Consider the following 23,702-nt stretch of genomic DNA (forward strand, 5'->3'; position numbering starts at 1 on the left):
CGTTATGGAACTTTTGGTAAAAATAGCATTGAGAGTGTACATCCATTTTTACGTCAAAGCAATTGGATGCATAAAAGTTTATTAGTAGCTGGAAACTTTAATATGACCAACTCAAAACGTTTATTTAATGATTTGGTTGAAATAGGACAGCATCCAAAAGAAATGACCGATACTGTTACGGTAATGGAAAAAATTGGACATTTTATTGATAATGAAGTGGCTGAATTATATGCGAAAATTAAGAAAGAAAAAGAAGTTAATAAAAAAGAAGCTTCACCTTTAATAGAAGAGCGAATTAACATAAAAAAAATACTTAAAAGATCGGCTAAAAATTGGGATGGTGGTTATGTAATGGCTGGTTTATTAGGTCATGGAGATGCATTTGTATTACGAGATCCTGCAGGAATTAGACCTGCATATTATTACAAAGATGATGAGGTTGTTGTAGTTGCTTCAGAGCGTCCTGTAATACAAACGGTTTTTAATGTTGCTATTGATACTATTCAAGAAATTGAAAGAGGGCATGCATTAATTATTAAAAGAAACGGAAAAATTACTATTGATAAAATTCTAAGCTCATTACCACAAAAATCATGTTCTTTTGAACGTATTTATTTTTCAAGAGGTAGTGATGCAGCTATTTATACTGAACGTAAAAACCTTGGTAAATTTGTATTTCCTCAAATTTTAAATAAGATAAATAACGATATTAAAAATACGGTTTTTTCATTTATACCAAATACCGCTGAAACTTCTTTTTTTGGAATGCGTGAGGCTGCTGAAGATTTTTTAAATCAGCAAAAAGCTGAAATAATTTTAAAAGGACAACGAAGTTTATCTGTTGAAAAAGTAAAAGAAATACTATCTGAAAGACCAAGAATTGAAAAACTAGCTATCAAAGATGCTAAACTACGTACTTTTATTGCTGACGATAATAGCAGAGACGATTTAGTGGCGCATTTGTATGATGTTACCTACGGAATTGTAAAACCCACCGATAATTTGGTAATTATAGATGATAGTATTGTTCGGGGTACTACACTAAAACAAAGTATTATTAAAATTTTAGACAGGTTACGCCCTAAAAAAATTGTGATTGTATCTTCTGCACCGCAAATTCGTTACCCGGATTGTTATGGAATTGATATGGCAAAATTGGGCGATTTTATTGCTTTTAGAGCCGCGTTAGAATTGTTAAAAGATACAAATCAATACCAAATTGTAGATGAAGTTTATGCAAATTGTAAACGCCAAAAGCACTTAGAAGATACTGAAATTAAAAATGCAGTAACAGCAATTTACAAACCATTTACGGATGCTCAAATTTCAGATAAAATAGCTGAAATGTTGAGAACAAAAGAGATCAATGCTAAAATTGAGATTGTGTATCAATCTGTTGAAAATTTACACAAGGCGTGTCCAGATCATTTGGGAGATTGGTATTTTACGGGTGATTATCCAACTCCAGGAGGAAATCGTGTTGTAAATGATGCATTTATTAATTTTTTTGAAGGAAATGACACCAGAGCATATTAGGTTAATCTAAAAAACAGCTTTATATTACAATTGTGAAAGATATTCTTTTTATTACACCTCCATTTACACAATTAAACACACCATATCCGGCTACACCTTATTTAAAAGGGTTTTTAAATACTAAAAAGATTAGCTCATTTCAAATGGATTTGGGTATTGAAGTTATTTTAGCCATCTTTTGCAAAAAAGGACTTCAAAATATATTTGATATTGCTTTTAAAAATGAAAAAATTTCTTCCTATAATTCGCAAAGAATTTATGCTTTAAAAGAAGAGTATTTAAATAAAATTGACGTTGTTATTACTTTTTTACAAGGTAAAAACCAATCATTTTCACGCCAAATATGTACCGATAATTTTCTTCCACAAGCTTCTAAATTTGAACAATTAGATGATTTAGATTGGGCTTTTGGAACCATGGGAACACAAGATAAAGCCAAACATTTAGCCACCTTATTTTTAGAAGATATTTCAGATTTTATTGTTGAATGTATTGATGAAAATTTTGGATTTAGTAGATATGCAGAACGATTAGGAAAAAGCGCCAATAGTTTTGATGAATTATATCATAATTTGCAACATAAAACTTCATTTATTGATGAAATCACCCTAAATATATTAGAAGAAAGATTGCAAGAAATTCAACCTAAATTAGTGTGTATTTCAGTTCCATTTCCAGGAAATTTATACAGTGCTTTTAGGTGTGCCCAATTTATAAAAAGTAAATATTCTGAAATTAAAATTGCCATGGGCGGTGGTTTCCCAAATACAGAATTAAGAAGTTTAACAGATATTAGGGTGTTTGAGTTTTTTGATTATATAACGTTAGACGATGGAGAATTACCGGTAGAATTACTACTCTCAAATGTGTTAGACTCAACTCCAAATAATCCAGATTATAAGCTATTCAAAAGAACCTTTTTACTGGAAAAAGGGAAAGTAGTTTATAATAATTTTTTAAATAACAAAGATTATAAACAAGCAGATTTAGGCACACCAGATTATTCAGATTTATTATTGGATAAGTATATTTCAGTGATTGAAATTGTGAATCCAATGCATAGTTTATGGAGTGATGGAAGATGGAATAAATTGACGATGGCTCATGGTTGTTATTGGGGAAAATGTACTTTTTGTGATATTTCTTTAGATTATATAAAAATTTACGAACCACTAACTGCAAAATTATTGGTTGACAGAATGGAGGAAATAATTTCTCAAACAGGAGAAAATGGCTTTCATTTTGTGGATGAAGCTGCACCACCAGCTTTAATGAGAGAACTAGCCATTGAAATTTTAAAGCGAAAATTAACAGTTACTTGGTGGACAAATATTCGATTTGAAAAAAGCTTCACTAAAGATTTATGTGTGTTATTAAAAGCTTCAGGCTGTATTGCAGTATCAGGTGGATTAGAAGTTGCTTCAGATAGATTATTAGCTTTAATCAAAAAAGGTGTTACAGTAGAACAAGTTGCCAAAGTAACTACTAATTTTACCCAAGCAGGTGTAATGGTTCATGCTTACTTAATGTACGGATTTCCTACCCAAACAGTTCAAGAAACGGTTGATAGTTTAGAAATGGTAAGACAATTATTTGAGTTGGGAAGTTTTCAATCTGGTTTTTGGCATCAATTTGCATTAACAACCCATAGTCCAATTGGTTTAAGTCCTTCGGAATTTGGAGTGTTACCAAATTATAATAAAATTACGTTTGCCAATAATGATATAGATTTTAAAGATAAAACCGAGATAAATCATGATAAATTTAGCTTTGGATTAAAGAAGTCTATTTTTAATTTTATGCATGAAGTAGGCTTTGAATTACCACTACAAGATTGGTTTGATTTTAAAATTCCAACCACAACTATTGCAAACGATTTTATAAGTAATTGCTTAGCTTCTGAAACTAATTTCATACCAAAACCTTCAGCTAAAATTTATTGGTTAGGAAAAACGCCTTTAGTATCAAGTTTTACCAAATCTAAAAGAGGAAAAACGGTACAAATGCTCCAATTAACCTTTCATGAAAATTGCGACAGTTTTGAAATTTCCTTAGAAGAAGATAAAGGAGATTGGCTCTTAACTATGCTATCTAACATTATTATTACTAACAATTCTTCGTTAACTTTTACGGAAATAAAAATAGATTTTGAAAATTATTTTAATAATTTTGAATTGTTTTGGCATTCAAAACCAATAAATATTTTAAGAAAAAAAGGGCTGTTAGTTTTATAAAATAAAAAAACTCGTCTATGACGAGTTTTGTATTTTCTTAGTTAGTAGTAAAAATATTATTTGTTTTCAGCGTAGCGTTTTTCTACTTCATTCCAGTTAATAACATTAAAAAATGCATTGATATAATCTGGTCTTCTGTTTTGATAATTTAAGTAGTAAGCGTGTTCCCAAACATCTAATGCTAAAATGGGTGTTCCGCCACAACTTACACCTGGCATTAATGGATTGTCTTGATTTGGGGTAGAACAAACTTCAAGTTTTCCTCCTTTATGAACACAAAGCCAAGCCCAACCAGAACCAAAACGAGTTGCAGCAGCCTTAGCAAAAATATTTTTAAAATCTTCAACAGAACCAAATTCAGCAATAATAGCATCTTTTAATTCTCCAGATAAATATCCTTTTCCTTCAGGATTCATGATTTCCCAAAACATGGTGTGGTTTATAAATCCACCACCATTATTTCTAACAGCAGTATTATTCATATCTAAGTTTGAGATAATATCATCAATCGATTTTCCTTCTAAATCTGTTCCAGCAATTGCATTATTTAAATTGTTGGTATATCCTTGGTGATGCTTTGTATAGTGTATTTCCATTGTTCTTGCATCAATATGTGGTTCTAGCGCATCATAAGCGTACGGTAATTTTGGTAATTCAAAAGCCATAATTGTAGTTTTTAGATTAAGTTTAATATTTCCAAAGGTAGAGAACGAAACTCATTCTTAAAAATGTTAAAAATCGAATGTATTTATAGTGTTATTGTTATTAGTTATTTTAGCTACTAATAATCTGCACCTTTAGGGTAATTTGCCATAAATTTACCAGCTTTTTCAACCATTGCTTTGCTTCCGCAGAAAAAAGGAACTCGTTGGTGTAATGCTGTAGGTTTTATGTCTAAAATTCGCATATAACCATCTGTTGCACTTCCATTAGCTTGCTCTGCCAAAAATGCCATAGGATTACATTCATATAACAAACGTAATTTTCCCTGAGGATTTTTAGTACTTGTTGGATATAAATAAATTCCACCTTTAATCATATTTCTATGAAAATCAGAAACTAAAGAACCAATGTAACGTGATGTATAAGGTCTATCATCTTTTTCTTCTTGGCAATATTTTAAATAATCTTTCACTCCTTGTGGAAAATGCACATAATTCCCTTCGTTGATTGAATAAATTTTTCCAATTTCAGGAAATTTCATAGTTGGATGCGATAAGTAAAATGAACCAATTGCTGGGTTTAAGGTAAAACCATTTACACCATGACCAGATGTTAAAACTAACATAGTTGAAGTCCCGTACACAACATAACCAGCAGCCACTTGTTGGTTTCCTCTTTGTAAAAAATCTATCTTTTCGACAGGTGTGCCAATTGGAGTTACACGTCTATAAATTGAAAAAATTGTACCTACAGAAACGTTTACATCAATATTTGAAGACCCATCTAATGGATCCATTAAAACAATATATTTATTTTCGTTTGTTCCGTGTTTTCCTTTGATAGTCACAAAATCGTCTTCTTCTTCACTGGCAATTCCACAAACAATTTCTCTGTTAATTAGTGTTTGCATAAACACATCATTTGCATAAATATCTAATTTTTGTTGATCTTCACCTTGAATATTAATCTCACCTGCATCACCAGTAATATCAACTAGTCCAGCTTTATTAACTTTATAGTTTACAATTTTTGCAGCTAATTTAATAGAACTAATTAAACGGTTAAATTCACCAGAAGTAGATTTGTAATGTTTTTGATTTTCAATTATAAACTCTCCTAAAGTAAGGTTGTTCTTTGACATAATTGTATTTAGTTGTTTGTTTGTACAAATATCGAGAAAATTATTTTCAAAAATAGGGTTGTTTTTCAGATACTTTAATTAAAGATTTTTATTTTAGCTAAAACTTATAATAAACCGTAAAAATGAGTATTCAAATAAGGGGAGGAAAAAAAACAGATATGCCTTCAGTATTAAAATTAATAAAAGAATTAGCTCATTTTGAAAAAGAACCTGATGCTGTAATAGTTACTGTAAAAGATTTAGAAAAAGATGGTTTTGGAGAAACACCATTATTTAAAACTTTTGTAGCTGAACTTGCTAATGAAATTGTAGGAATGGCACTATTTTATCCTCGTTATTCTACTTGGAAAGGTCCAACAATTCATTTAGAAGATCTAATTGTAACACAAAGTAAAAGAGGTTTAAATATAGGAAGTGCTTTATATACAAAAGTTATTGAGTATGGTTATAAAAAAGGTGTAAAACGGATTGAATGGGTTGTGTTAGATTGGAATACATCTGCAATAGAATTTTATAAAAAAACTGGAGCTGTTGTTTTGGACGATTGGAATACAGCACAAATGGATGAGCAGGCAATAAAAAATCATATAACAACATTAAAATGAAAATTTTCAAGTTTGGTGGCGCATCAGTAAAAGATGTTGAAGGTGTAAAAAATGTACTTCGAGTTCTACAACATGAAGGATTTGAAAATACACTTGTTGTTATTTCGGCAATGGGTAAAATGACAAATGCTTTTGAAAAAATCGCTCATTCTTATTGTTACAATACTAAAGAATTAGAAATTGATATTGAGTTTGTTAGAAATTTTCATTTAGAAATTACTACCCATTTATTTGAAGAAAAAAACCACTCAATTTTTATAGAGGTTGAGCAACTTTTTGGTGAATTAAGTAGTTTTTTAATTTCTAATAAATTAACCGATTATAATTTTATATACGATCAAATTGTGGGTTATGGAGAATTATTATCAACCAAAATTGTTAGTGCATATCTAAATAAAAATAATATTGATACTAATTGGATTGACGTAAGAGATTGTATAAAAACAGACTCAATTTATAGAGATGCCTCAGTAAATTGGGAATTAACCTCAAAAAATATTAAACAATTAAACACCAATAAATTATATATAACTCAAGGGTTTTTAGGTTCAAACTCTAAAAATAAAACCACGACTCTTGGGCGTGAAGGTTCGGATTATACGGCCGCAATTTTTGGTTACTGTTTAAACGTAAAAAGTATTACAATTTGGAAAGATGTAGATGGTGTTTTAAATGCAGACCCTCGATACTTTAAAGAAACACAATTGTTACAACAAATTTCCTATTCTGAAGCAATTGAGATGGCATTTTATGGAGCTTCTGTTATTCATCCAAAAACTTTAAAACCACTTGAAAACAAAAACATTCCATTGTATGTTCGTTCTTTTTATAGTTTAGAAAAAAATGGAACAACGGTTGGAAAAGGGCACGCTTTAATTCCAGAAATCCCTTGTTTTATTTTAAAACAGCATCAAATACTAGTTTCAATTTCGGCATTAGATTTTTCATTTATGGTTGAAAATAACTTGAGTGATATTTTTAAAATATTGCATACCTACAAATTAAAAGTAAACCTTATTCAAAATTCAGCATTAAGTTTTTCTGTATGTATTGAAGATAATTTTAATAATTTTCAACAGTTTTTAAATGAATTAAAATTAAAATTTAATATAAATTATGTTAAAAATGTTTCTTTGTATACCATTAGACATGCTAATAAAACAGCTGTAACTAAGCTTGAAAAAAATAGAAAAGTGTTATTAAAACAAGTAACAAAAGGAACGGTTCAACTAGTTATGCAATAATTTTGTGTATTTTTGTAATTCCCAATAATTTAAATGAATGAGCTTAGTAACAGCTAAAGAAATTGCGGAAGTAATTAACCTAAAGAAGTATGGATTTATTGGTACATTTTTTGGGTGGTTACTTATGAAATTACTAAGAATTTCTACCATTAATAAAATTTACAACAAACACAAACATTTAAAAGATATAGCCTTTTTTACGGCATTGTTAGATGATTTACAAATTAAATTTGAAATACCTGAAGACGATTTAAAGAGAATTCCTAAAGAAGGAGCTTTTATAACTGTTTCAAACCACCCACTTGGTGGTATTGATGGAATTTTATTATTGAAATTATTGATTGAAAAACGTCCTGATTATAAAATTATAGCTAATTTTTTATTGCATAGAATTGAGCCAATGAAGCCTTTTATTATGCCTGTAAATCCGTTTGAAGATAGAAAGGACCAGCAATCAAGTATTGCAGGAATTAAAAATGCGTTATCACACATAAAAGAAGGCAAACCGTTAGGTGTTTTTCCTGCAGGGGAGGTTTCTACCTATAAAGACGGAAAATTAATTGTTGATAAACCATGGGAAGAAGGAGCTATTAAATTAATTCAAAAAGCAAAAGTTCCTGTAATTCCTATCTATTTTCATGCAAAAAATAGCCCTTTATTTTATGTGTTATCCAAATTAAACAACAAATTAAGAACGGCTAAATTACCTTCAGAATTATTATCGCAAAAAGGGAGAATTATAAAAGTAAGAATAGGAAAACCTATCCGTGTAAAGGATCAAGAAGAATATAAAAACACCTATGATTTTTGCAATTTTATTAGAAGAAAAACTTACATGTTAGCAAATCCTTTTGAAAAAGAGGTGAAAACATTAAACACATCATCTTTAAAAATGCCAAAAACACCTAAAGAAATTGTTTGTCAAAAAAATATTGGCAAAATGATTCTTGAGGTAGAAACGCTTAGGAATAATAACGGACGATTACTAAAAAGTAAAAACTACGAAGTGTTTTTTTCGGCAAGTAAAAAAATTCCAAACATTATGTTTGAAATTGGCCGTTTGCGTGAAATGACTTTTAGAGAAGTTGGAGAAGGAACAAACAAATCTATTGATTTAGATAAGTTTGATGGCTATTACCATCATTTATTTTTATGGGATACAGAAACTAATAGCTTAGTTGGTGCTTATCGAATGGGCTTAGGAAAGAATATTTACAAAAAATATGGCATAGAAGGATTTTATGTTCAAACACTATTCAAATTTGAACCTGAATTGTATTCAATGATGGAGAATTCTATTGAAATGGGGCGTGCTTTTATTATAAAAGAATATCAGCAAAAACCTATGCCTCTATTTTTGCTTTGGAAAGGAATTGTTCATATTACATTGCGTTATCCTGAGTATAAATATTTAATTGGTGGAGTAAGTATTAGTAATCAGTTTTCAAATTTTTCTAAATCATTAATGATTGAGTTTATGAAATCTCATTATTACGATCCATACATTGCGCAGTATATTCACCCTAAAAAAGAATATAAAGTGAAGCTTAATGATGCAGACAAAGACTTTGTTTTTGATGCAACTCAAGCAGATATGAATAAATTTGATAAAATTATTGACGAAATTGAACCAGGCGCTTTACGAATGCCAGTTTTAATTAAAAAATATGTAAAACAAAACGCTCGTTTAGTTGCATTTAATGTTGATCCTAAATTTAATAATGCTGTGGATGGTTTAATGTATATTAGAGTTGCTGATATACCTGAAAGTACTGTAAAACCTGTCATGGAAGAGTTTTTGGCAGAATTGGAAAATAAAGTTGAAAGTGAAAAAAAATAAAGATGAAGTTCATAAAACTCCATCTTTACATTAGTTTTTAGAACCACTCTTTTTTGTTAGCTTGGTAAGTGTTGAAAAACTCTTCGTCTGATTTTGTAAGATAAATAATACCTTCAATAAATGGTATGATAGCTAAAATACCACAACTTACAAACGTTATAATTAACTGAATAATCCCAGCTTTTGTATAACCAAGTATAAATTTATGTATTCCTAAACCACCGAATAAAATAGCTAATACCCCTACTAAAACTTTTTTATTTTCTTCATTTACTTTTTCACCTTGTACTTCCATTATTTATGTATTTTTTAAATTAATGATGTACAAAGCTACAACATTATGTTAAAAAACTAGAGTCAATTGGTTCCCAAAGTTCAATTTTGTTTCCATCAGGGTCTAAAACCCATCCAAATTTACCGTATTCATACTCTTCAATTTCACCAATAATAGTTATACCTTCTGTTTTAAGTTTGTTTAATAGTTCAATTAAATTTTCAACTCTGTAATTAAACATATATTCTTTTGTTGAAGGCGAAAAATAAGTAGTATCATCTTTAAACGGGCTCCATTGTGTACTAGCTTTAGTACCTTTTGCGTCTTTCCACCAAAAAGTACAGCCCCAATCATTTGTATTAAAACCTAAATGATTTTTGTACCATTCTTTTAATTTTGTAGGATTTTGTGTTTTAAAGAAAAGTCCACCAATACCTGTAACTCTTTTAAATTCTTTTTTAGAAGTTGTTTTCTTTTTTAAAAAAAAGTGCGCTTCAACTTTATCAACTATTGTTTGTGCTAATTTAATTTTAGATTCTACAGTCCAACCTGCAATATGAGGTGAAAGGATTACGTTATCAGCATGAATTAAATAATCGAAAGCTTCAGGCAATATTTCATTTTCAAATAAATTTTCGAAAGATAATTTTTCGTACTCTAACACATCTAAACAAGCTCCTAAAACTTTTTTACTAATAAGCGCTTCAACTAAATCACTTGTAACAATTGCTGATCCTCGGGCAGTATTAATTATATAAAAAGGATTTTTAAAATTATGAATAAATAGAGCATTCACCATATTATGTGAGCCTTTATTAAAGGGTGTGTGCAAACTTAAAACAGTTGTTCTTTCTTGCAATTCCTTTAACGAAACTTGTTTACAATTTTCGTCACCAACACCTTCTTTTATATCGTAACAAATTACTTCAACGTCAAAACCTTTTAATTTTTTCGCAAAGGCTTTACCCATATTCCCATAGCCAATAATACCAACGGTTTTTCCTTCTAATTCAATACCTCTATTAGCTTCGCGAAGCCATTTTCCATTTCTAATTTCTAAGTCGGATTTTTTGAGATTATTAAACAACATTAAAAGCATTCCTAAGGCATGTTCTCCAACAGCATTTCTATTTCCTTCAGGCGCAGCAATTAATTGAATTCCTTTTTTTGCAGCATATTCTTCATCAATACTTTCAAGTCCTGCACCAACTCGAGCAATAAATTTTAAATTGGTTGCTTTCTCTAAAAATTGTGCATTAATATTAAACCTACTTCTAATAACTACACCTTCATAATTGCTAATTATTTCTTCAATTTGTTGTTTGGATGAAATATAATCTTCATTACAAATACAACCTAGTTTTTCTAAACCAGTTTTAAGTAATTTGTGATTTTTATCAATTAAAAGGACTTTCATTAATATTGTTCTTCTTCGTTTGGAAAATCTTGGCTTTTCACATCTGAAATATAGTTTTCAAAAGCAGTATTCATTTCAGCATATAAATCTAAATAACGGCGTAAAAACCGTGGATGAAATTCGTGAGTCATACCTAACATATCATGCGTTACCAATACCTGACCGTCACAACCATTACCAGCTCCAATTCCAATTACAGGAATCGTTAAACTTTCGGCGACTTCTTTTGCTAATTTTGCGGGAACTTTTTCTAAAACTAAGGCAAAACAACCTAATTGTTCTAACAATAAAGCATCTTCTTTTAATTTTTCAGCTTCTTCTTCCTCTTTTGCTCTAACGGTATACGTTCCAAATTTATAGATTGATTGCGGTGTTAAACCAAGATGACCCATTACAGGTATTCCTGCAGTTAAAATTCTTGAAATTGATTCGCTAATTTCACTACCACCTTCTAATTTTACTGAATGTCCGCCAGATTCTTTCATAATTCTAATAGCTGAATCCAAAGCACTCCTAGAGTTTCCTTGGTAACTACCAAAAGGTAAATCAACTACTACCAAACTTCGTTCAATAGCTCTAACAACTGAACTTGCATGGTAAATCATTTGATCTAAAGTAATAGGAAGTGTAGTCTCATGACCGGCCATAACATTGGAGGCTGAATCACCAACTAAAATAATATCAATTCCTGCATGGTCTACTATTTTCGCCATTGTATAATCGTAAGCGGTAAGCATGGCGATTTTTTCGCCATTATTTTTCATTTCTACTAAACTTTTAGTAGTAATTCTTTTATAATCTTTTTTTGCTGATGACATTTGCTTTTGTTTAAATCCTAAAAGGTAAAAGTAGTGAAAATTCAGTTTTGTTTTAAAAGATATCTTTTCATTAATTCTTTGAATGTAAAATGAAACCCGTACAGATAAATAAAAGTTTGAAAAATAGTTATAATAAGTTTATATTTACTTCAAAATTTAGCTACTTTGAGTGAAAACAACAAAAAATTATTAGTTTATGTTAATGAATTAGAAGAGAAGATAGTTGACCTTAGTTTACAGCTAAAAAGTAAATCTAATGCACTTAATTTAGTAATTGAAAGCAATAATAAGTCTATTGGGAAACTAATTCATAATCTAAAAAATCCAGTTGGGATAATTTTTTCTTTTTCTGACATGATGCTTGAAGATATTGAAGATTACTCTACAGAAAAATTAGAAAAACACATACAAATAATTAAAAATTCGGCTAATTTTTCGTTGCAATTGTTAACTGCAGTAGCAAAAAATGCACAATTACATTCGCCAAAACTTACGTATAATTTTAAGAGTGTAAATTATATAGATTTAGTTACAGAAATTATAAATGAGTTTTCTAAAAAAGCTTCAAAAAAAAACTGTATAGTTGAAAAAAGTATAATGAAATCTCCTATAAATTTAAAAATTGATAAAACTGAAATTTCTTTGGCTATAAACCATGTTTTAAATAATGCGCTTAGATATTCTAATGAAATTTCAACAATAAAAATTACCGTTAAAGAAAATTTAAACACTATTGAAACTATTGTAGAAGATGAAGGAATTGGAATTTCTAAAGAGAATTTATCAGCTATTTTTAACGATTTTTTTGTAGTAAACACCTATTCAGAAGATAAGAAAAAATGTATAGGACTGGGGTTGCCAATTGCATGTAAAATTATGAAAGACCATAAAGGAACTATTTCTGCAACAAGCACATTAAATAAAGGATCAAAATTTATAATTTCCTTACCCAAATAATAGTTTCAAGAATTAACTACAGAGTGCTCTTGTATTTAAGTTTGTATATTCTAAAATATTAAAATACCTTTATAAGATATAAAGCCCCAAAAAATAGAAAATGAAAAAGAAGGTTAACATAAAAACTAATCTTACAACTTTAACCAAAGAACTACAAAACCCTAAACAAACAGCATTAAAATTAGGTGATAAATATTTTACATTTTTTGAACATGCACCTATTGCCCTTTGGATAGAAGATTTTTCTGAAGTAAAAAAATATGTTGAAAATGGAGTTAAAGAAAGTAATTTAGATATTGAATCTTTTATTAGAAACAACAACAAAGTAATTCATAAAATTAGTTCTTTGATGAAAATAAAAGAGTTTAATGCTACAGCGGTTAAACTTTATAAAGCGAAAGATAAATTACATTTATTAGAAAATATTTCGAGAATATTTACAGAAAAGTCTTTTATAGATTTTTCTCAGTTAGTGATTGATATTTTATTAGGTAAAAAAGAATCATCAATAGAAACCGTCAATAAAACGTTAGACGGAAAAGAGTTTAATGTGTTGATTAAATTTAGTATTGATTTTGAAAACTTTGAAAATGTAATAGTATCTGCAGAAAATGTTACAGATAAAATTAATTCAGGTAAAAAACTTAACACCACCAAAAATTTATTTTCAAATACATTATCAAGTATTAAAGACGGGTTTGTAATACTAGATAATAATTCAAATTATTTATACATAAATAAAGAAGCTACAAAATTATTAAAAATTAAAAATTCCCAAGCCATCATAGGGAAAAACATTTGGCATGAATTCCCTGAAAAAGAAGGAGATATATTTTATGATAATTACCAAACTGCATTAAAAACGAGAAGGCCAGTTAGATTCGAAAATTATTTTGAACCTTGGAGTCGTTGGTTTGAAAATAGAATTATACCTTCAAATGAAGGAATGCTATTGTTTTTTAATGAAATAACGAATCAAAAAGAAACAGAAGATAAAATTAAAGAAGCTTATAATATTATTAATAAAAGTTCCTCAATTGCAATTTTATGTAAAAATAAATGGGACTTTCCTTTTGAATTTGTATCTGAAAATGTATTAGGTTTATTTGGTTATACAAATATCGAATTATTATCAAATAATATTAAAATTGCTGAATTAGTTTACCCAGAAGATTTAAATAAAATAAGAACACAGCTTTTTAAAATAAAGAATAGTACAACCTCAAAAACCATTAAACCTAAACCTTTTAGAATTATAACAAAAAAAGGTGAAGTTAAATGGATACGAACTACTATTGATACTGTTAGAAATAAAAATAAAGAAATTACACATATACAAGGTATAGCCGAAGATATAACAGAGCAAAAAAACACTGAAGATTTATTAGTTGAAAGCAACCAACGATTAAAAGATCAATTTAATAATACTCCGTTAGGCTCAATAATGTGGGATTTAGATTTTAGAATTTTAGAGTGGAATAATTCAGCAGAACGAATTTTTGGGTATAGCGCAGAAGAGGTAAAAGGAAAGATAAATAAAGATTTATTAACACCTCCTCATTTACTAGATGAAATGGAAGTTCTTAGAAATTCACAGTTTGCCAAAAAAAAGAGCTTTATTAATACGAATGAAAACATCACAAAATCTGGTAAAATTATTACTTGTGAATGGTATAGCGTTACCTTAAAAGATGCTCAAAATAATATAATTGGATCAGCTTGTTTAGTTGATGATATCACAGAACAGATCGCTTCCAAAAAAATAATTGAAAAGTCAGAAAAAAGATATAGAGATATTTTTGAAAAAACCATAGATGCTGTTTTAATTATTAGAGATGGTGTTTTTGTTGATTGTAATGAATCTACTTTAAAAATGTTTGGTCATCAAACAAAAGAATCATTGCTTCAATTACACCCATCAAAAATATCCCCAGAAAAACAAGCAGACGGTAGCGATTCATTTATAAAAGCTGAAGAAATGATACAAATTGCTTTTAAAAATGGAAGTCATAGATTTAGATGGCTTCATCAACAAGAAAATGGTCATGTTTTTCCAGCTGAAGTATCACTTACAAGAATTGATGATATTGATAATACAGCAAGAATACATGCAGTAGTTGAAGATATAACTGAAAGAGTTAAAAATGAAAAATTAGAAAATGTACTCTATAATATTTCAAAAGCTGCATTAACAATAAATGATTTTAAAGAATTTGGATTTTTTATTAAAAATCAATTACAACAAGTTATAAATACAAATAATTTTTACATAGCTATCTATAATGAAAATACCAATATAATAACAACACCTGTTTTTGTTGATGAAAAAGAAGAAGTTGAAGATTTTCCTGCAAAAAACTCACTAACAGGTTGCGTTTTAAAATCAAAAAAACCATTATTATTAACGGATAAAGAACATCAAGAGTTAATAAAAAAAGGAGAAGTAAGTTTAATTGGCTCTTCTTCTGAATGTTGGCTGGGCGTGCCTTTAATCATAAATAATAAAGCCATTGGTGCCATTGTGGTTCAAAGTTATAATAACAAAGAAGCTTTTAATAATAATGATGTTAATTTATTGGAGTTTGTAGCTGACCAAATTGCTACAACTATTCAACGTAAAAAAAAGGATGACGAATTAAAACAAGCACTTTTAAAAGCTCAAGAATCGGATAAATTAAAATCTTCATTCTTGGCAAATATGAGTCATGAAATTAGAACACCAATGAATGGGATAATTGGTTTCTCAGAATTATTTTTAGAACCAAACTTATCTGAAAAAGAAAGAAATAAATTCGCCAAAATAGTAATTAATAGTAGTAGACAATTATTATCAATTGTAAACGATATTTTAGATATTTCAAAAATTGAAGCTGGCGTTATGCAGTTAGATTATGAAGGTGTTTATTTAAATGATTTATTGGATAATTTGTATGGGTTTTATAAACCAAAAGCCAAAGAAAGCAATTTAGAATTAAGGTGTATTAAAGGCTTAGAAAAAACGAAAAGCTTTATTGAAGTAGATAAAACCAAATTAAATCAAATTTTAACTAACTTGTTATCCAATGCATTTAAGTTTACAGATGTTGGAAGTATAGAGTTTGGATATGAATTAACAGGAAATAACTTACAGTTTTTTGTGAAAGATACTGGAGTTGGAATTGAAAAGAATCTTCAAGATAAAATCTTTGATCGATTTATTCAAGCAAATATAGATTTGAGTAAAAAACTACAAGGAACGGGTCTTGGGTTATCAATTTCTAAAAAATTTGTTGAATTATTTAAAGGTAAAATTTGGGTTGATTCAAATAATAATGGAACCTCTATGTTTTTTACAATTCCATATAATAAATTAACAGCAGTAAAAATAAATTCGGATAACAAAGAACAAAAATCGAAAATTGAAGTGAAAAATCAAGAAATAAATATTTTAGTAGCTGAAGATGAGGAATATAATATGATGTATATTAACGAATTGTTTTCAAAAACGAATTTCAAAATTATTGAGGCAAGTAATGGAAAAGAGGCCGTAGAATTATTTCTAAATAAACCTGAAATTGATTTAGTATTGATGGACATTAAAATGCCTATTATGGGTGGAAATGAAGCTATGAAAGCTATTAAAAAAGAAAAACCATCATTGCCTATAATTGCATTATCTGCTTTTGCTATGGAATCTGATAAAAAAGCAGCAATTAAAGAAGGTTTTGATGCCTATTTAACAAAACCAATTGATAAAAAATTACTATTTAATATTATTAATAAATACTCGAATTAAAAATATTAAAATATTGGAAAACAACCTATTTTAATTATTTAAATTTATTGCGACATATATAGGTTTTCAAAATTCAGCCATTGTATAGCAAACACATTTCTGTTATTTAATAATCATGAAAATAGGGAAATAATTTATTTAATAGATTCAAGAAGAAGGTTAGGATGTAATTACAATAATGAATAACCGAAATATTTAACTATTTTAGCATTTAAGTACCATATTTAATGTCTTCAATAAAAAAACATATACTAAATCCAAATAAGTGGATTAAATTACATGCTGATTATTTGTATAATTATACGATAAGTAGAATTAACAATCAAGATTTATCAAAAGATATTGTACAAGATACTTTCTTTGCTGCGCTTAAAGCAAAAGATAATTTTCAAGGTAAGGCTAGTGAAAGAACTTGGTTGATTTCTATATTGAAAAGAAAAATTATAGATCATTATCGTAAAATAAATTCAGCAAAAGGGAAAACTGAAGTAAAAATGAACTTTTATTCAGATGGAGATAGAGAAGGTGAATGGATTGAAGAATGTGTACCAAACTCTTGGAAGACTGAAGTTGAAAAAAATATTGAAAATACAGAGTTAAGTGAAGCTATAGAAAAATGTATTGATGATTTGCCAGAAAAGTACGCTATGGTGTTTAGAATGAAAACGATACAGCAGTTTGAAACAGAAGAAATATGTAAGGAATTAGAGATCACATCGTCAAATCTTTGGGTAATTATCCATAGAGCCAGAACTCAATTAAGAAAATGCTTGGAAGAAAATTGGTTTAAAAATTAAAGAATACAAAAAATGAAAATAAGCTGCGATGAAGCAACCAAAATTTGTGATAAGAACCAATATGGTGAAGCTTCTTTATGGGAAAAAATAAAATTAAATCTTCATTTATTTTTATGTAAAAAATGTGGTCTTTATTCAAAACAAAATACAGTTTTAACTAAATGCTATGAAGCTCATAAAAACACTAGTAATGGAGCTTCACATTGCCTTAGTATAGAAGATAAGGAACATTTAGAAGAAGAATTAAAGTCTAGAATTTAATTTTTGAAATAAATCAAAATAAAAGGAAGGAACTTACATAAAGTTTTTTTTGAATCTTTATACATAATGAATTTTTTACCAGATAAAATTGACAAATATATTGTAGCTCATTCTCAAAAAGAACCTGAAATTTTACAACAATTAAATAAAGAAACTTGGCAGAAAGTACTAAATCCACGTATGCTTAGTGGTGCTTTTCAAGGGCGTTTGTTAGCTATGATTTCTAAATTAATACAACCGTTAAATATTTTAGAAATTGGGACATATACAGGTTATTCGGCTTTATGTTTAGCTGAGGGAATACAAAAAAAAGGAACACTTATTACCATTGATAAAAACGAAGAATTAGAGAGTTTCGCTAAAAAATATATTGATAAATCACCGTATAAAAACCAAATTAAACAATTGGTTGGAAATGCCATAGAGATAATACCTGATTTAAATGAAAAATTTGATTTGGTTTTTATTGATGCTGACAAATCAAACTATGTTAATTATTTCAACTTAATAATTGATAAAATGAACTCTGGTGGTGTTATTTTATCAGATAATGTATTGTGGAGTGGCAAAGTTGTTGAAGAAGTTAACCCGAAAGATAACGACACAAAAACACTATTAGCATACAATCAATTATTAAATTCTGATGATAGAATTGAATCAATTTTACTCCCAATTCGTGATGGTTTAACTATAAGTAGAGTAAAATAACATTCGTTTTTTTGTTCCTAAAGCTTCGTAACGAGAGTTCGATATAAGAAAATAATACAAATTGTTGAATTAGTGCGTTTTATAGTTGTTTTGTCATTCCTGCGAAGGTAGGAATCCATAAATAGGATACGTTTAGATTCCTGCCTTCGCAGGAATGACACCCGTTTTTACTATAGAATTTATAAATGACTAATAATCAGAAGTCTTTATGTCGAACTCAGGTTCATAAGTAAGAAATATAATAAAAAATAAAGGAACCCAATGGGTTGTATTTGTAATAAAAACCTGAAAACTATACCAATTAATTGCACTTTTTGAATATAAAAAAAGAAATAATTGTTTGTTGTAATTAATAAGTGAATTCAGAAAGTCCAAGATTACTTATTCCTTTTAATAGGCCCTTTTATATCGTCAATTATAGTGTCTTTTATTTTACTAACAGGATTGGTAAAATCATCAAAATTATCTGTCACTTTACTTATTTCTTTACGGATGTTTTTAGCAACATCAATATCGATATCGTTTTTTTCAGCACTATTTTTAATTTCCCGTTTAATATCATTCGTGGCGTCTTTAATTTGGCGCATACCTTTTCCCAATCCACGAGCAATTTCAGGAAGTTTATCAGCCCCAAAAACCATAACTACTACTAATAAAACTACAAATATTTCAGGACCACTTATAAATAGAAACATGATAAATTATTTAGATTGCAAAGATAGTTAAAAAAATAGTTCAAAATTATATTGAATTTGAATAGTTAAAAACCATCTAAACTTGTTTTATAGTTTGTATTGAAGAGCAATCCATTTTCCGAAAACCCATTAATTATAAATTGATATTCATCTGAAAATTCATTTGTAGGGATTTTAATAATCACTTCTCCCTTTTTATTGGTTTGAAGCTTATTTTTCCAATCTATTTCCGACCAACTATATGCTTCTTTTGTGTACATGTTATATTGTGGTTTGTAATAATTAGTTGCCCTATCAAATCCAGTAAGTAATATGAGTTCTTTGTAAAGGTTTTCTCCATCCTCTTCAAAATATTTATGATTTCCTTTTTTGCGGTAAATTTTAATAATACCACCTGTACCATCAATACCACCACCAGCACCAGATTTATTAATTAAAATTTCATCAATATCTTTCATGCTCAGCTCTTTTAACTTTTCAATATCACCATCACGGTTTAAACTTGTATTGTCTAAATATATTTTAGGAGGATATGTATTATCTGGATTCATATTTTTACCTGCAAAAGTAACACGTGCATTTCTAAGAGAAATAAAATATCTACCCCAAGCAGTTCGTTTTATATAACCTAAAGATGTAAAGTATTCAAATACCGTTTGAAATGTTGTTTCCATACGCTCTGTCACTTTTTTATTTTGATAAAAATCTGAAGCAATTATAGTATGTTTGTGTGCTAGCTCATTTTCTTTATCATAAAATGTTTTCTCCTTTTTTGAAACAACAGTTTTGAGTATTATTTGGTCTAGCACCTCAATGTTAGGGTATAATTTATAATTGATTACAGTTAAGTTTTCTGAAGTTGCTATTAAGTTATTATTAACTACATAGTCAGGTTTTATATAATTAGCAATAAGAGATTTGTAATTTTTTGTTTCTGGTTTGTCTTTAACAAAACTAATTTGAGTAGGCTTAACTAAAGCTTCCCCTTTTTTAATTAAGGCAATTTTCACATGGTCATTTTTGTAAGCATATACATTTTTAAAATTGAACTCTTTATGCTCATTGAATTTGCTAAAATTAACTAGCCTATTTTCTTTTGATAATATTCCAATATCATATCCTTTCTTAATTTTTTTTATGCTTCCTTTTACGTCAAAACCATTTTCAAAATTAACTGTTTTTTTAGGATTAACTTCTTTTATTTTTTCTTCTAAAGAATAAGTACTCCAGCCTTGATTTAATAATAATAAATCTAAATATTCCGTTTCTTTAACACTACCATTTTTAAAATAATAGGCTGAATTTTCAATTGCTCCTTTCACATAAGGACTTAATAAAAAGGCACTTTTAATAGTTTGATTCTCATGAAATGATTTTGAATTCTTTGGAAGTACAGATAGGCTTAATTGTGCGCTAATTGGCTCAAATGTTGAATTAATTGTTCTAATTTTAAAACTCGTAGAATCATTTTTAGTTTCAAGCTCATCAATTAAAATAGCTGTTTGTTTTTCTTGTTTATTTACAAAAAATTTACGATCTGCAATGGGCTGATGGTTTTTAAATAAAGTAACAATGTTTACTCCATGTTGCATTTTACTTTTATCAAAAAATAACTCCTGTTGCGTTTCTTCACTATTTTTTAAAGTAAGTGTTATAGCTTCACTTATGGTATTATTTCGGTAAAAAATTAATGCTAATGAATCTTGTTTTAATAATGGTAAAGAAGCTTTATTTGTTTTGAGTGTTAGTTTTAAATATGAACTAATTGTAGTGTTATCTATGTTAAATATAATTCCGATTTCTTTTACCTTTGGTAAATTTATTTTTTGAATAGTATTATTAATTGAAATTATTGCAGTGTATGTTTCTCCCTTATATGGAGTAAAACTACACTTGCTCATTCCAAATTCGTTACCTTTAAATTTTGTAATTTCTTCTTCTTTAGCATTTATAATTTTTCCAGTAAAAGTTAAACCAGTATTATTAATTAGGGCTTTAATTCCAATAACGTTTTCTACATCTTCTAATAAATAGCCACTTTCTGGAAATAGCTGAATATCGTAATTAGCAACTTCATTAGTGTTATTTATAAGTTGTTTCTCGGAAGGATTTATAATTTCAATTTCTTGAATAAATAAGTTCTCTTTACCAAAATTTTGCATATAATTCGTAAAACCTTGGATGAAATATTTTCCAGAAGTATAAGTTGACTTTATTAAAAAATCTCCAATACCAACACCATCACTTATAAAAATAGTTTTACGTTCAATTATTTCACCGTTCTCATCTAATAAATTAACGTGTAAGTTAGTAGTGTAGGGAGAAGAATAATTACTTTTATCTTCAGCTACATATGCTGTAAACCAAACGTTTTCATTTGTAAAATAAGTACTTTTATTAAGATGGATAAAAACTTTTTCTCTAAATAAAGCATCTTTTTGCAGTGGATTAATGATAGATGTAGTTATGCTTTGTTGAGAGAAAACAACAGAAAATTTAATAATAAACACTAAAAATAATACTGATTTTATATTATTCATGATAAGTTGCATTTTGAGAGATTTACTGACTGTTTTTTAGTTTTTGTTTTACTTTCTCAGACCATCTGATTAAGTTTTGAAAATTTGTACCATTATTGGTGTCAGTGGTAATTTTTTTAACAGTTAAAGAAGCTTCATTAAATTTTTGATCACATAAAATTTTAGCTTCTTCAAAAGTGCTACTTTTAGAAATCTTTGTTTTAAATTCTCGGTTATAGATTTCATAAACATCAAAAATTAAATTGATGTACATCAATTTATGATTGATACGATTATAAGAACAAAAAGAAGAGTTTCTATCAAATAAAGTTTTAGTGCTAAATTGTTTTTCACCTAACTTATTGGTGTAAATATCTAACAGAAAACTAAAATTTAATTGTTCATCAATTTCAGATTTGTTAGCTTTTTGTTTAAATTCTGATATAGAATAGGCCTCTTTATCAACTGCTTTTGTAGCACCTTGTTTATAAGCTTTGTGATCTATAATATTTTCTTTATCCTTTAACAAACTTAACTTAATATTTTGCCATTTTAGTGGCTTGTTTTCTTGCCAAGTGATAATTGAAGGGCGTATATATTGAAAGTAATTTGAAGGGATAGTTGTATTGTAATTGATTAGGTAGCCATACTTTTTAAAAAAATTTATAGACATTTTCTCTTTATAACTTTTCGGAAATTGATAGTTTAAATCCCAAAATTCTTCAGAAGCTTGTAATGCTCTAATTTTATCATAATCATTATTAAAGTTTATATTATGGGTGAAATATGGATTTTGAAAAGAAGTGTTATAATCGTAAAAATAGAGAAACGAATGCGAAGTGATAATTTCAAAATTGCCTTTAGAGCTATAGTTCATTGTAAACTCAAAATCTAACGATTGAATTTTAGAATAATCATGAGGATTAAAATTAATGTTTAGTTGAATGCTTTTTGGAGTTACAGTATCGTCTTCAATTATAGATGACAACCCATCAGTTATAAGATTTTCACCAGTTAATGTTATCTTTTTAATGGTTAATGTTTCTTTATTAAAAATAATAGTACCAGCCAAAAGCCTTCGGTTTGCCCTTTTAGGCACAAACGAAATTGAGAGATCTTCTAGGTCACAAGAGGTACATTCATCAATTTTTACTATATATTTTCCTTTAATTGCTCCTAAAGATAAATTCCCTGGATATAAAGGCAATAGTTGCTTAAATTTTTTAAATAATTGAAAGTCTTTTAAAATATCAGTATTGTTTAAACTATAAAAGGGGAACGTTGCATTTTGACCAAAACGACCACTTTTTAAGTTTAAATCTACAATTCCTTTCGATAAACTTTGTTTACTATTATAGAATCCTTCAATAATCTCAATTGGAACACCTCTTGCCGATGAGGTTAACGTAAGAAACGCTTTACTTTTAGTAATTAGTTGTTTTCCCCTATACTTCTGAATTAAACTATTTAAGAGGTTATAGGTATAGTTTTTATTTTTTTTAGCAACAACTAAAACTTGATTTAAATGAAATGTGTTTGGTGTTAAATATAATTTTGAATTTTCCTTAAAATAAGATACAGCTATTTTTTTAGTTTTAAATCCAATAAACCTAATTTCTAAAGAATCTAAAGAAAATCTAGTATAAATTTCAAATTTTCCATCTTCATTTGTAATGGTGTAGTAATTATTACTGCTTATAATTTTTATAGTTGCATACGGTAGTGAAGTTTTGGTTTCTTTATCAAAAATAAAGCCCTCAATAGTTGATTGAGAAAAAGAAACAGTAGTTATTAATAAAAATAAAAGAAATGTAATTTTTTTCATAGTTGTATTTGAATTAATCAACTAAATTTTAACAAATATTATTCCAAGTTTAACTCTCTACAAAAAAGCACTATTAATCACTGTTTCATTTTTTTGTCAGCATCCGTTTAATTTCATTCAATTTCATTAATGCTTCAATAGGTGTAAGTATATCAATATTGATGGTTAAAATTTCTTCTTTGATGTCTTCTAACAAAGGGTCATCCAATTTAAAAAAGCTTAACTGTAAATCGTTTTCAGCAGCATTTTTTAAAGTTTCTTTTATATCAGTATTGGTATGATTTTTCTCTAATTGTTTTAGCATTTTACTAGCTCTATGAACAACAGCAGTTGGCATTCCTGCTAATTTTGCAACATAAATTCCAAAACTATGTTCGCTTCCACCAGAAACTA

The 23,702-nt window shown here is 28.1% G+C and carries 17 protein-coding genes and 2 pseudogenes; 10 read left to right on the forward strand and 9 right to left on the reverse strand.

Annotated elements, in window-relative coordinates:
• Both QM495_RS08425 and QM495_RS08430 read left to right on the forward strand, forming a co-directional pair.
• Window positions 1-1,536 (forward strand): amidophosphoribosyltransferase (locus QM495_RS08425; protein ID WP_408671664.1); only part of this gene is annotated, 1,536 nt, incomplete at its 5' end.
• Window positions 1,537-1,568: 32 nt separating this feature from the next.
• Window positions 1,569-3,770 carry a B12-binding domain-containing radical SAM protein gene (locus tag QM495_RS08430; RefSeq protein ID WP_408671665.1) on the forward strand — a complete coding sequence of 734 codons (2,202 nt, stop codon included), beginning with the start codon at window positions 1,569-1,571 and terminating at the stop codon, window positions 3,768-3,770.
• A gap of 56 nt (window positions 3,771-3,826) precedes the next feature.
• Here the strand turns inward: QM495_RS08430 and QM495_RS08435 are convergent, their stop codons facing one another.
• Together QM495_RS08435 and fbp are read right to left on the reverse strand one after the other, a co-directional pair.
• Window positions 3,827-4,435, reverse strand: a complete 609-nt coding sequence (locus QM495_RS08435; RefSeq protein ID WP_408671666.1) for a superoxide dismutase — start codon at window positions 4,433-4,435, stop codon at window positions 3,827-3,829.
• Window positions 4,436-4,551: 116 nt separating this feature from the next.
• Window positions 4,552-5,574 carry a class 1 fructose-bisphosphatase gene (gene fbp, locus QM495_RS08440; protein ID WP_408671667.1) on the reverse strand — a complete coding sequence of 341 codons (1,023 nt, stop codon included), beginning with the start codon at window positions 5,572-5,574 and terminating at the stop codon, window positions 4,552-4,554.
• 122 nt (window positions 5,575-5,696) lie between these two features.
• Here fbp and QM495_RS08445 point away from each other — a divergent pair, with 122 nt between their 5' ends.
• Genes QM495_RS08445 through QM495_RS08455 form a run of 3 tightly spaced genes read left to right on the forward strand, consistent with a single transcriptional unit; the run spans window position 5,697 to window position 9,263 of the window.
• Window positions 5,697-6,179 carry an N-acetyltransferase family protein gene (locus QM495_RS08445; protein ID WP_408671668.1) on the forward strand — a complete coding sequence of 161 codons (483 nt, stop codon included), beginning with the start codon at window positions 5,697-5,699 and terminating at the stop codon, window positions 6,177-6,179.
• A complete protein-coding gene (locus QM495_RS08450) occupies window positions 6,176-7,423 on the forward strand; it encodes an aspartate kinase (RefSeq protein ID WP_408671669.1) in 1,248 nt (415 codons plus the stop codon). Before QM495_RS08445 ends, QM495_RS08450 begins: the two co-directional genes overlap by 4 nt.
• A gap of 37 nt (window positions 7,424-7,460) precedes the next feature.
• Window positions 7,461-9,263 (forward strand): GNAT family N-acyltransferase, encoded by a 1,803-nt coding sequence (locus tag QM495_RS08455; RefSeq protein ID WP_408671670.1) that lies wholly within the window; start codon window positions 7,461-7,463, stop codon window positions 9,261-9,263.
• A gap of 37 nt (window positions 9,264-9,300) precedes the next feature.
• Here QM495_RS08455 and QM495_RS08460 read toward each other — a convergent pair whose 3' ends face one another.
• The 3 genes and pseudogenes from QM495_RS08460 to panB all read right to left on the reverse strand — a co-directional run bounded on the left by QM495_RS08460 (window position 9,301) and on the right by panB (window position 11,772).
• Window positions 9,301-9,558, reverse strand: coding sequence for a TM2 domain-containing protein (locus tag QM495_RS08460; protein WP_408671671.1), 258 nt, complete (start codon window positions 9,556-9,558; stop codon window positions 9,301-9,303).
• Between the two features lie 463 nt (window positions 9,559-10,021).
• Window positions 10,022-10,954, reverse strand: a pseudogene (locus QM495_RS08465) (2-hydroxyacid dehydrogenase); the annotation flags it as partial.
• Window positions 10,954-11,772, reverse strand: a complete 819-nt coding sequence (gene panB, locus QM495_RS08470) for a 3-methyl-2-oxobutanoate hydroxymethyltransferase (RefSeq protein WP_408671672.1) — start codon at window positions 11,770-11,772, stop codon at window positions 10,954-10,956. The gene panB and the pseudogene QM495_RS08465, both read right to left, overlap by 1 nt.
• A gap of 165 nt (window positions 11,773-11,937) precedes the next feature.
• Here panB and QM495_RS08475 point away from each other — a divergent pair, with 165 nt between their 5' ends.
• The 5 genes from QM495_RS08475 to QM495_RS08495 all read left to right on the forward strand — a co-directional run bounded on the left by QM495_RS08475 (window position 11,938) and on the right by QM495_RS08495 (window position 18,270).
• Complete coding sequence (locus tag QM495_RS08475; protein ID WP_408671673.1) at window positions 11,938-12,729, forward strand: sensor histidine kinase; 792 nt, start codon at window positions 11,938-11,940, stop codon at window positions 12,727-12,729.
• A gap of 100 nt (window positions 12,730-12,829) precedes the next feature.
• Complete coding sequence (locus tag QM495_RS08480) at window positions 12,830-16,504, forward strand: PAS domain S-box protein (RefSeq protein WP_408671674.1); 3,675 nt, start codon at window positions 12,830-12,832, stop codon at window positions 16,502-16,504.
• A gap of 227 nt (window positions 16,505-16,731) precedes the next feature.
• Window positions 16,732-17,301 (forward strand): sigma-70 family RNA polymerase sigma factor, encoded by a 570-nt coding sequence (locus QM495_RS08485; protein WP_408671675.1) that lies wholly within the window; start codon window positions 16,732-16,734, stop codon window positions 17,299-17,301.
• 12 nt (window positions 17,302-17,313) lie between these two features.
• Window positions 17,314-17,562: a hypothetical protein gene (locus QM495_RS08490; RefSeq protein WP_408671676.1), complete on the forward strand. Its 249-nt coding sequence runs from the start codon at window positions 17,314-17,316 to the stop codon at window positions 17,560-17,562.
• A 66-nt stretch (window positions 17,563-17,628) separates the two neighbouring features.
• On the forward strand, window positions 17,629-18,270 hold the full coding sequence (locus QM495_RS08495) for an O-methyltransferase (RefSeq protein WP_408671677.1): 642 nt from the start codon (window positions 17,629-17,631) through the stop codon (window positions 18,268-18,270).
• A gap of 377 nt (window positions 18,271-18,647) precedes the next feature.
• On the opposite strand, the gene QM495_RS08500 is transcribed toward QM495_RS08495, so the two are convergent.
• The 4 genes and pseudogenes from QM495_RS08500 to QM495_RS08515 form a co-directional block, all read right to left on the reverse strand.
• Window positions 18,648-18,965 carry a twin-arginine translocase TatA/TatE family subunit gene (locus QM495_RS08500; protein ID WP_408671678.1) on the reverse strand — a complete coding sequence of 106 codons (318 nt, stop codon included), beginning with the start codon at window positions 18,963-18,965 and terminating at the stop codon, window positions 18,648-18,650.
• A 65-nt stretch (window positions 18,966-19,030) separates the two neighbouring features.
• Entirely contained in the window at window positions 19,031-21,505 is a 2,475-nt protein-coding gene (locus tag QM495_RS08505; protein ID WP_408671679.1) for a hypothetical protein, read from the reverse strand.
• A 22-nt stretch (window positions 21,506-21,527) separates the two neighbouring features.
• On the reverse strand, window positions 21,528-23,309 hold the full coding sequence (locus QM495_RS08510; protein ID WP_408671680.1) for a carboxypeptidase-like regulatory domain-containing protein: 1,782 nt from the start codon (window positions 23,307-23,309) through the stop codon (window positions 21,528-21,530).
• 85 nt (window positions 23,310-23,394) lie between these two features.
• Window positions 23,395-23,702, reverse strand: a pseudogene (locus QM495_RS08515) (DNA mismatch repair protein MutS); the annotation flags it as partial.

Source organism: Lutibacter sp. (assembly GCF_046055765.1).
In the GTDB taxonomy this organism is placed as follows: domain Bacteria; phylum Bacteroidota; class Bacteroidia; order Flavobacteriales; family Flavobacteriaceae; genus Lutibacter.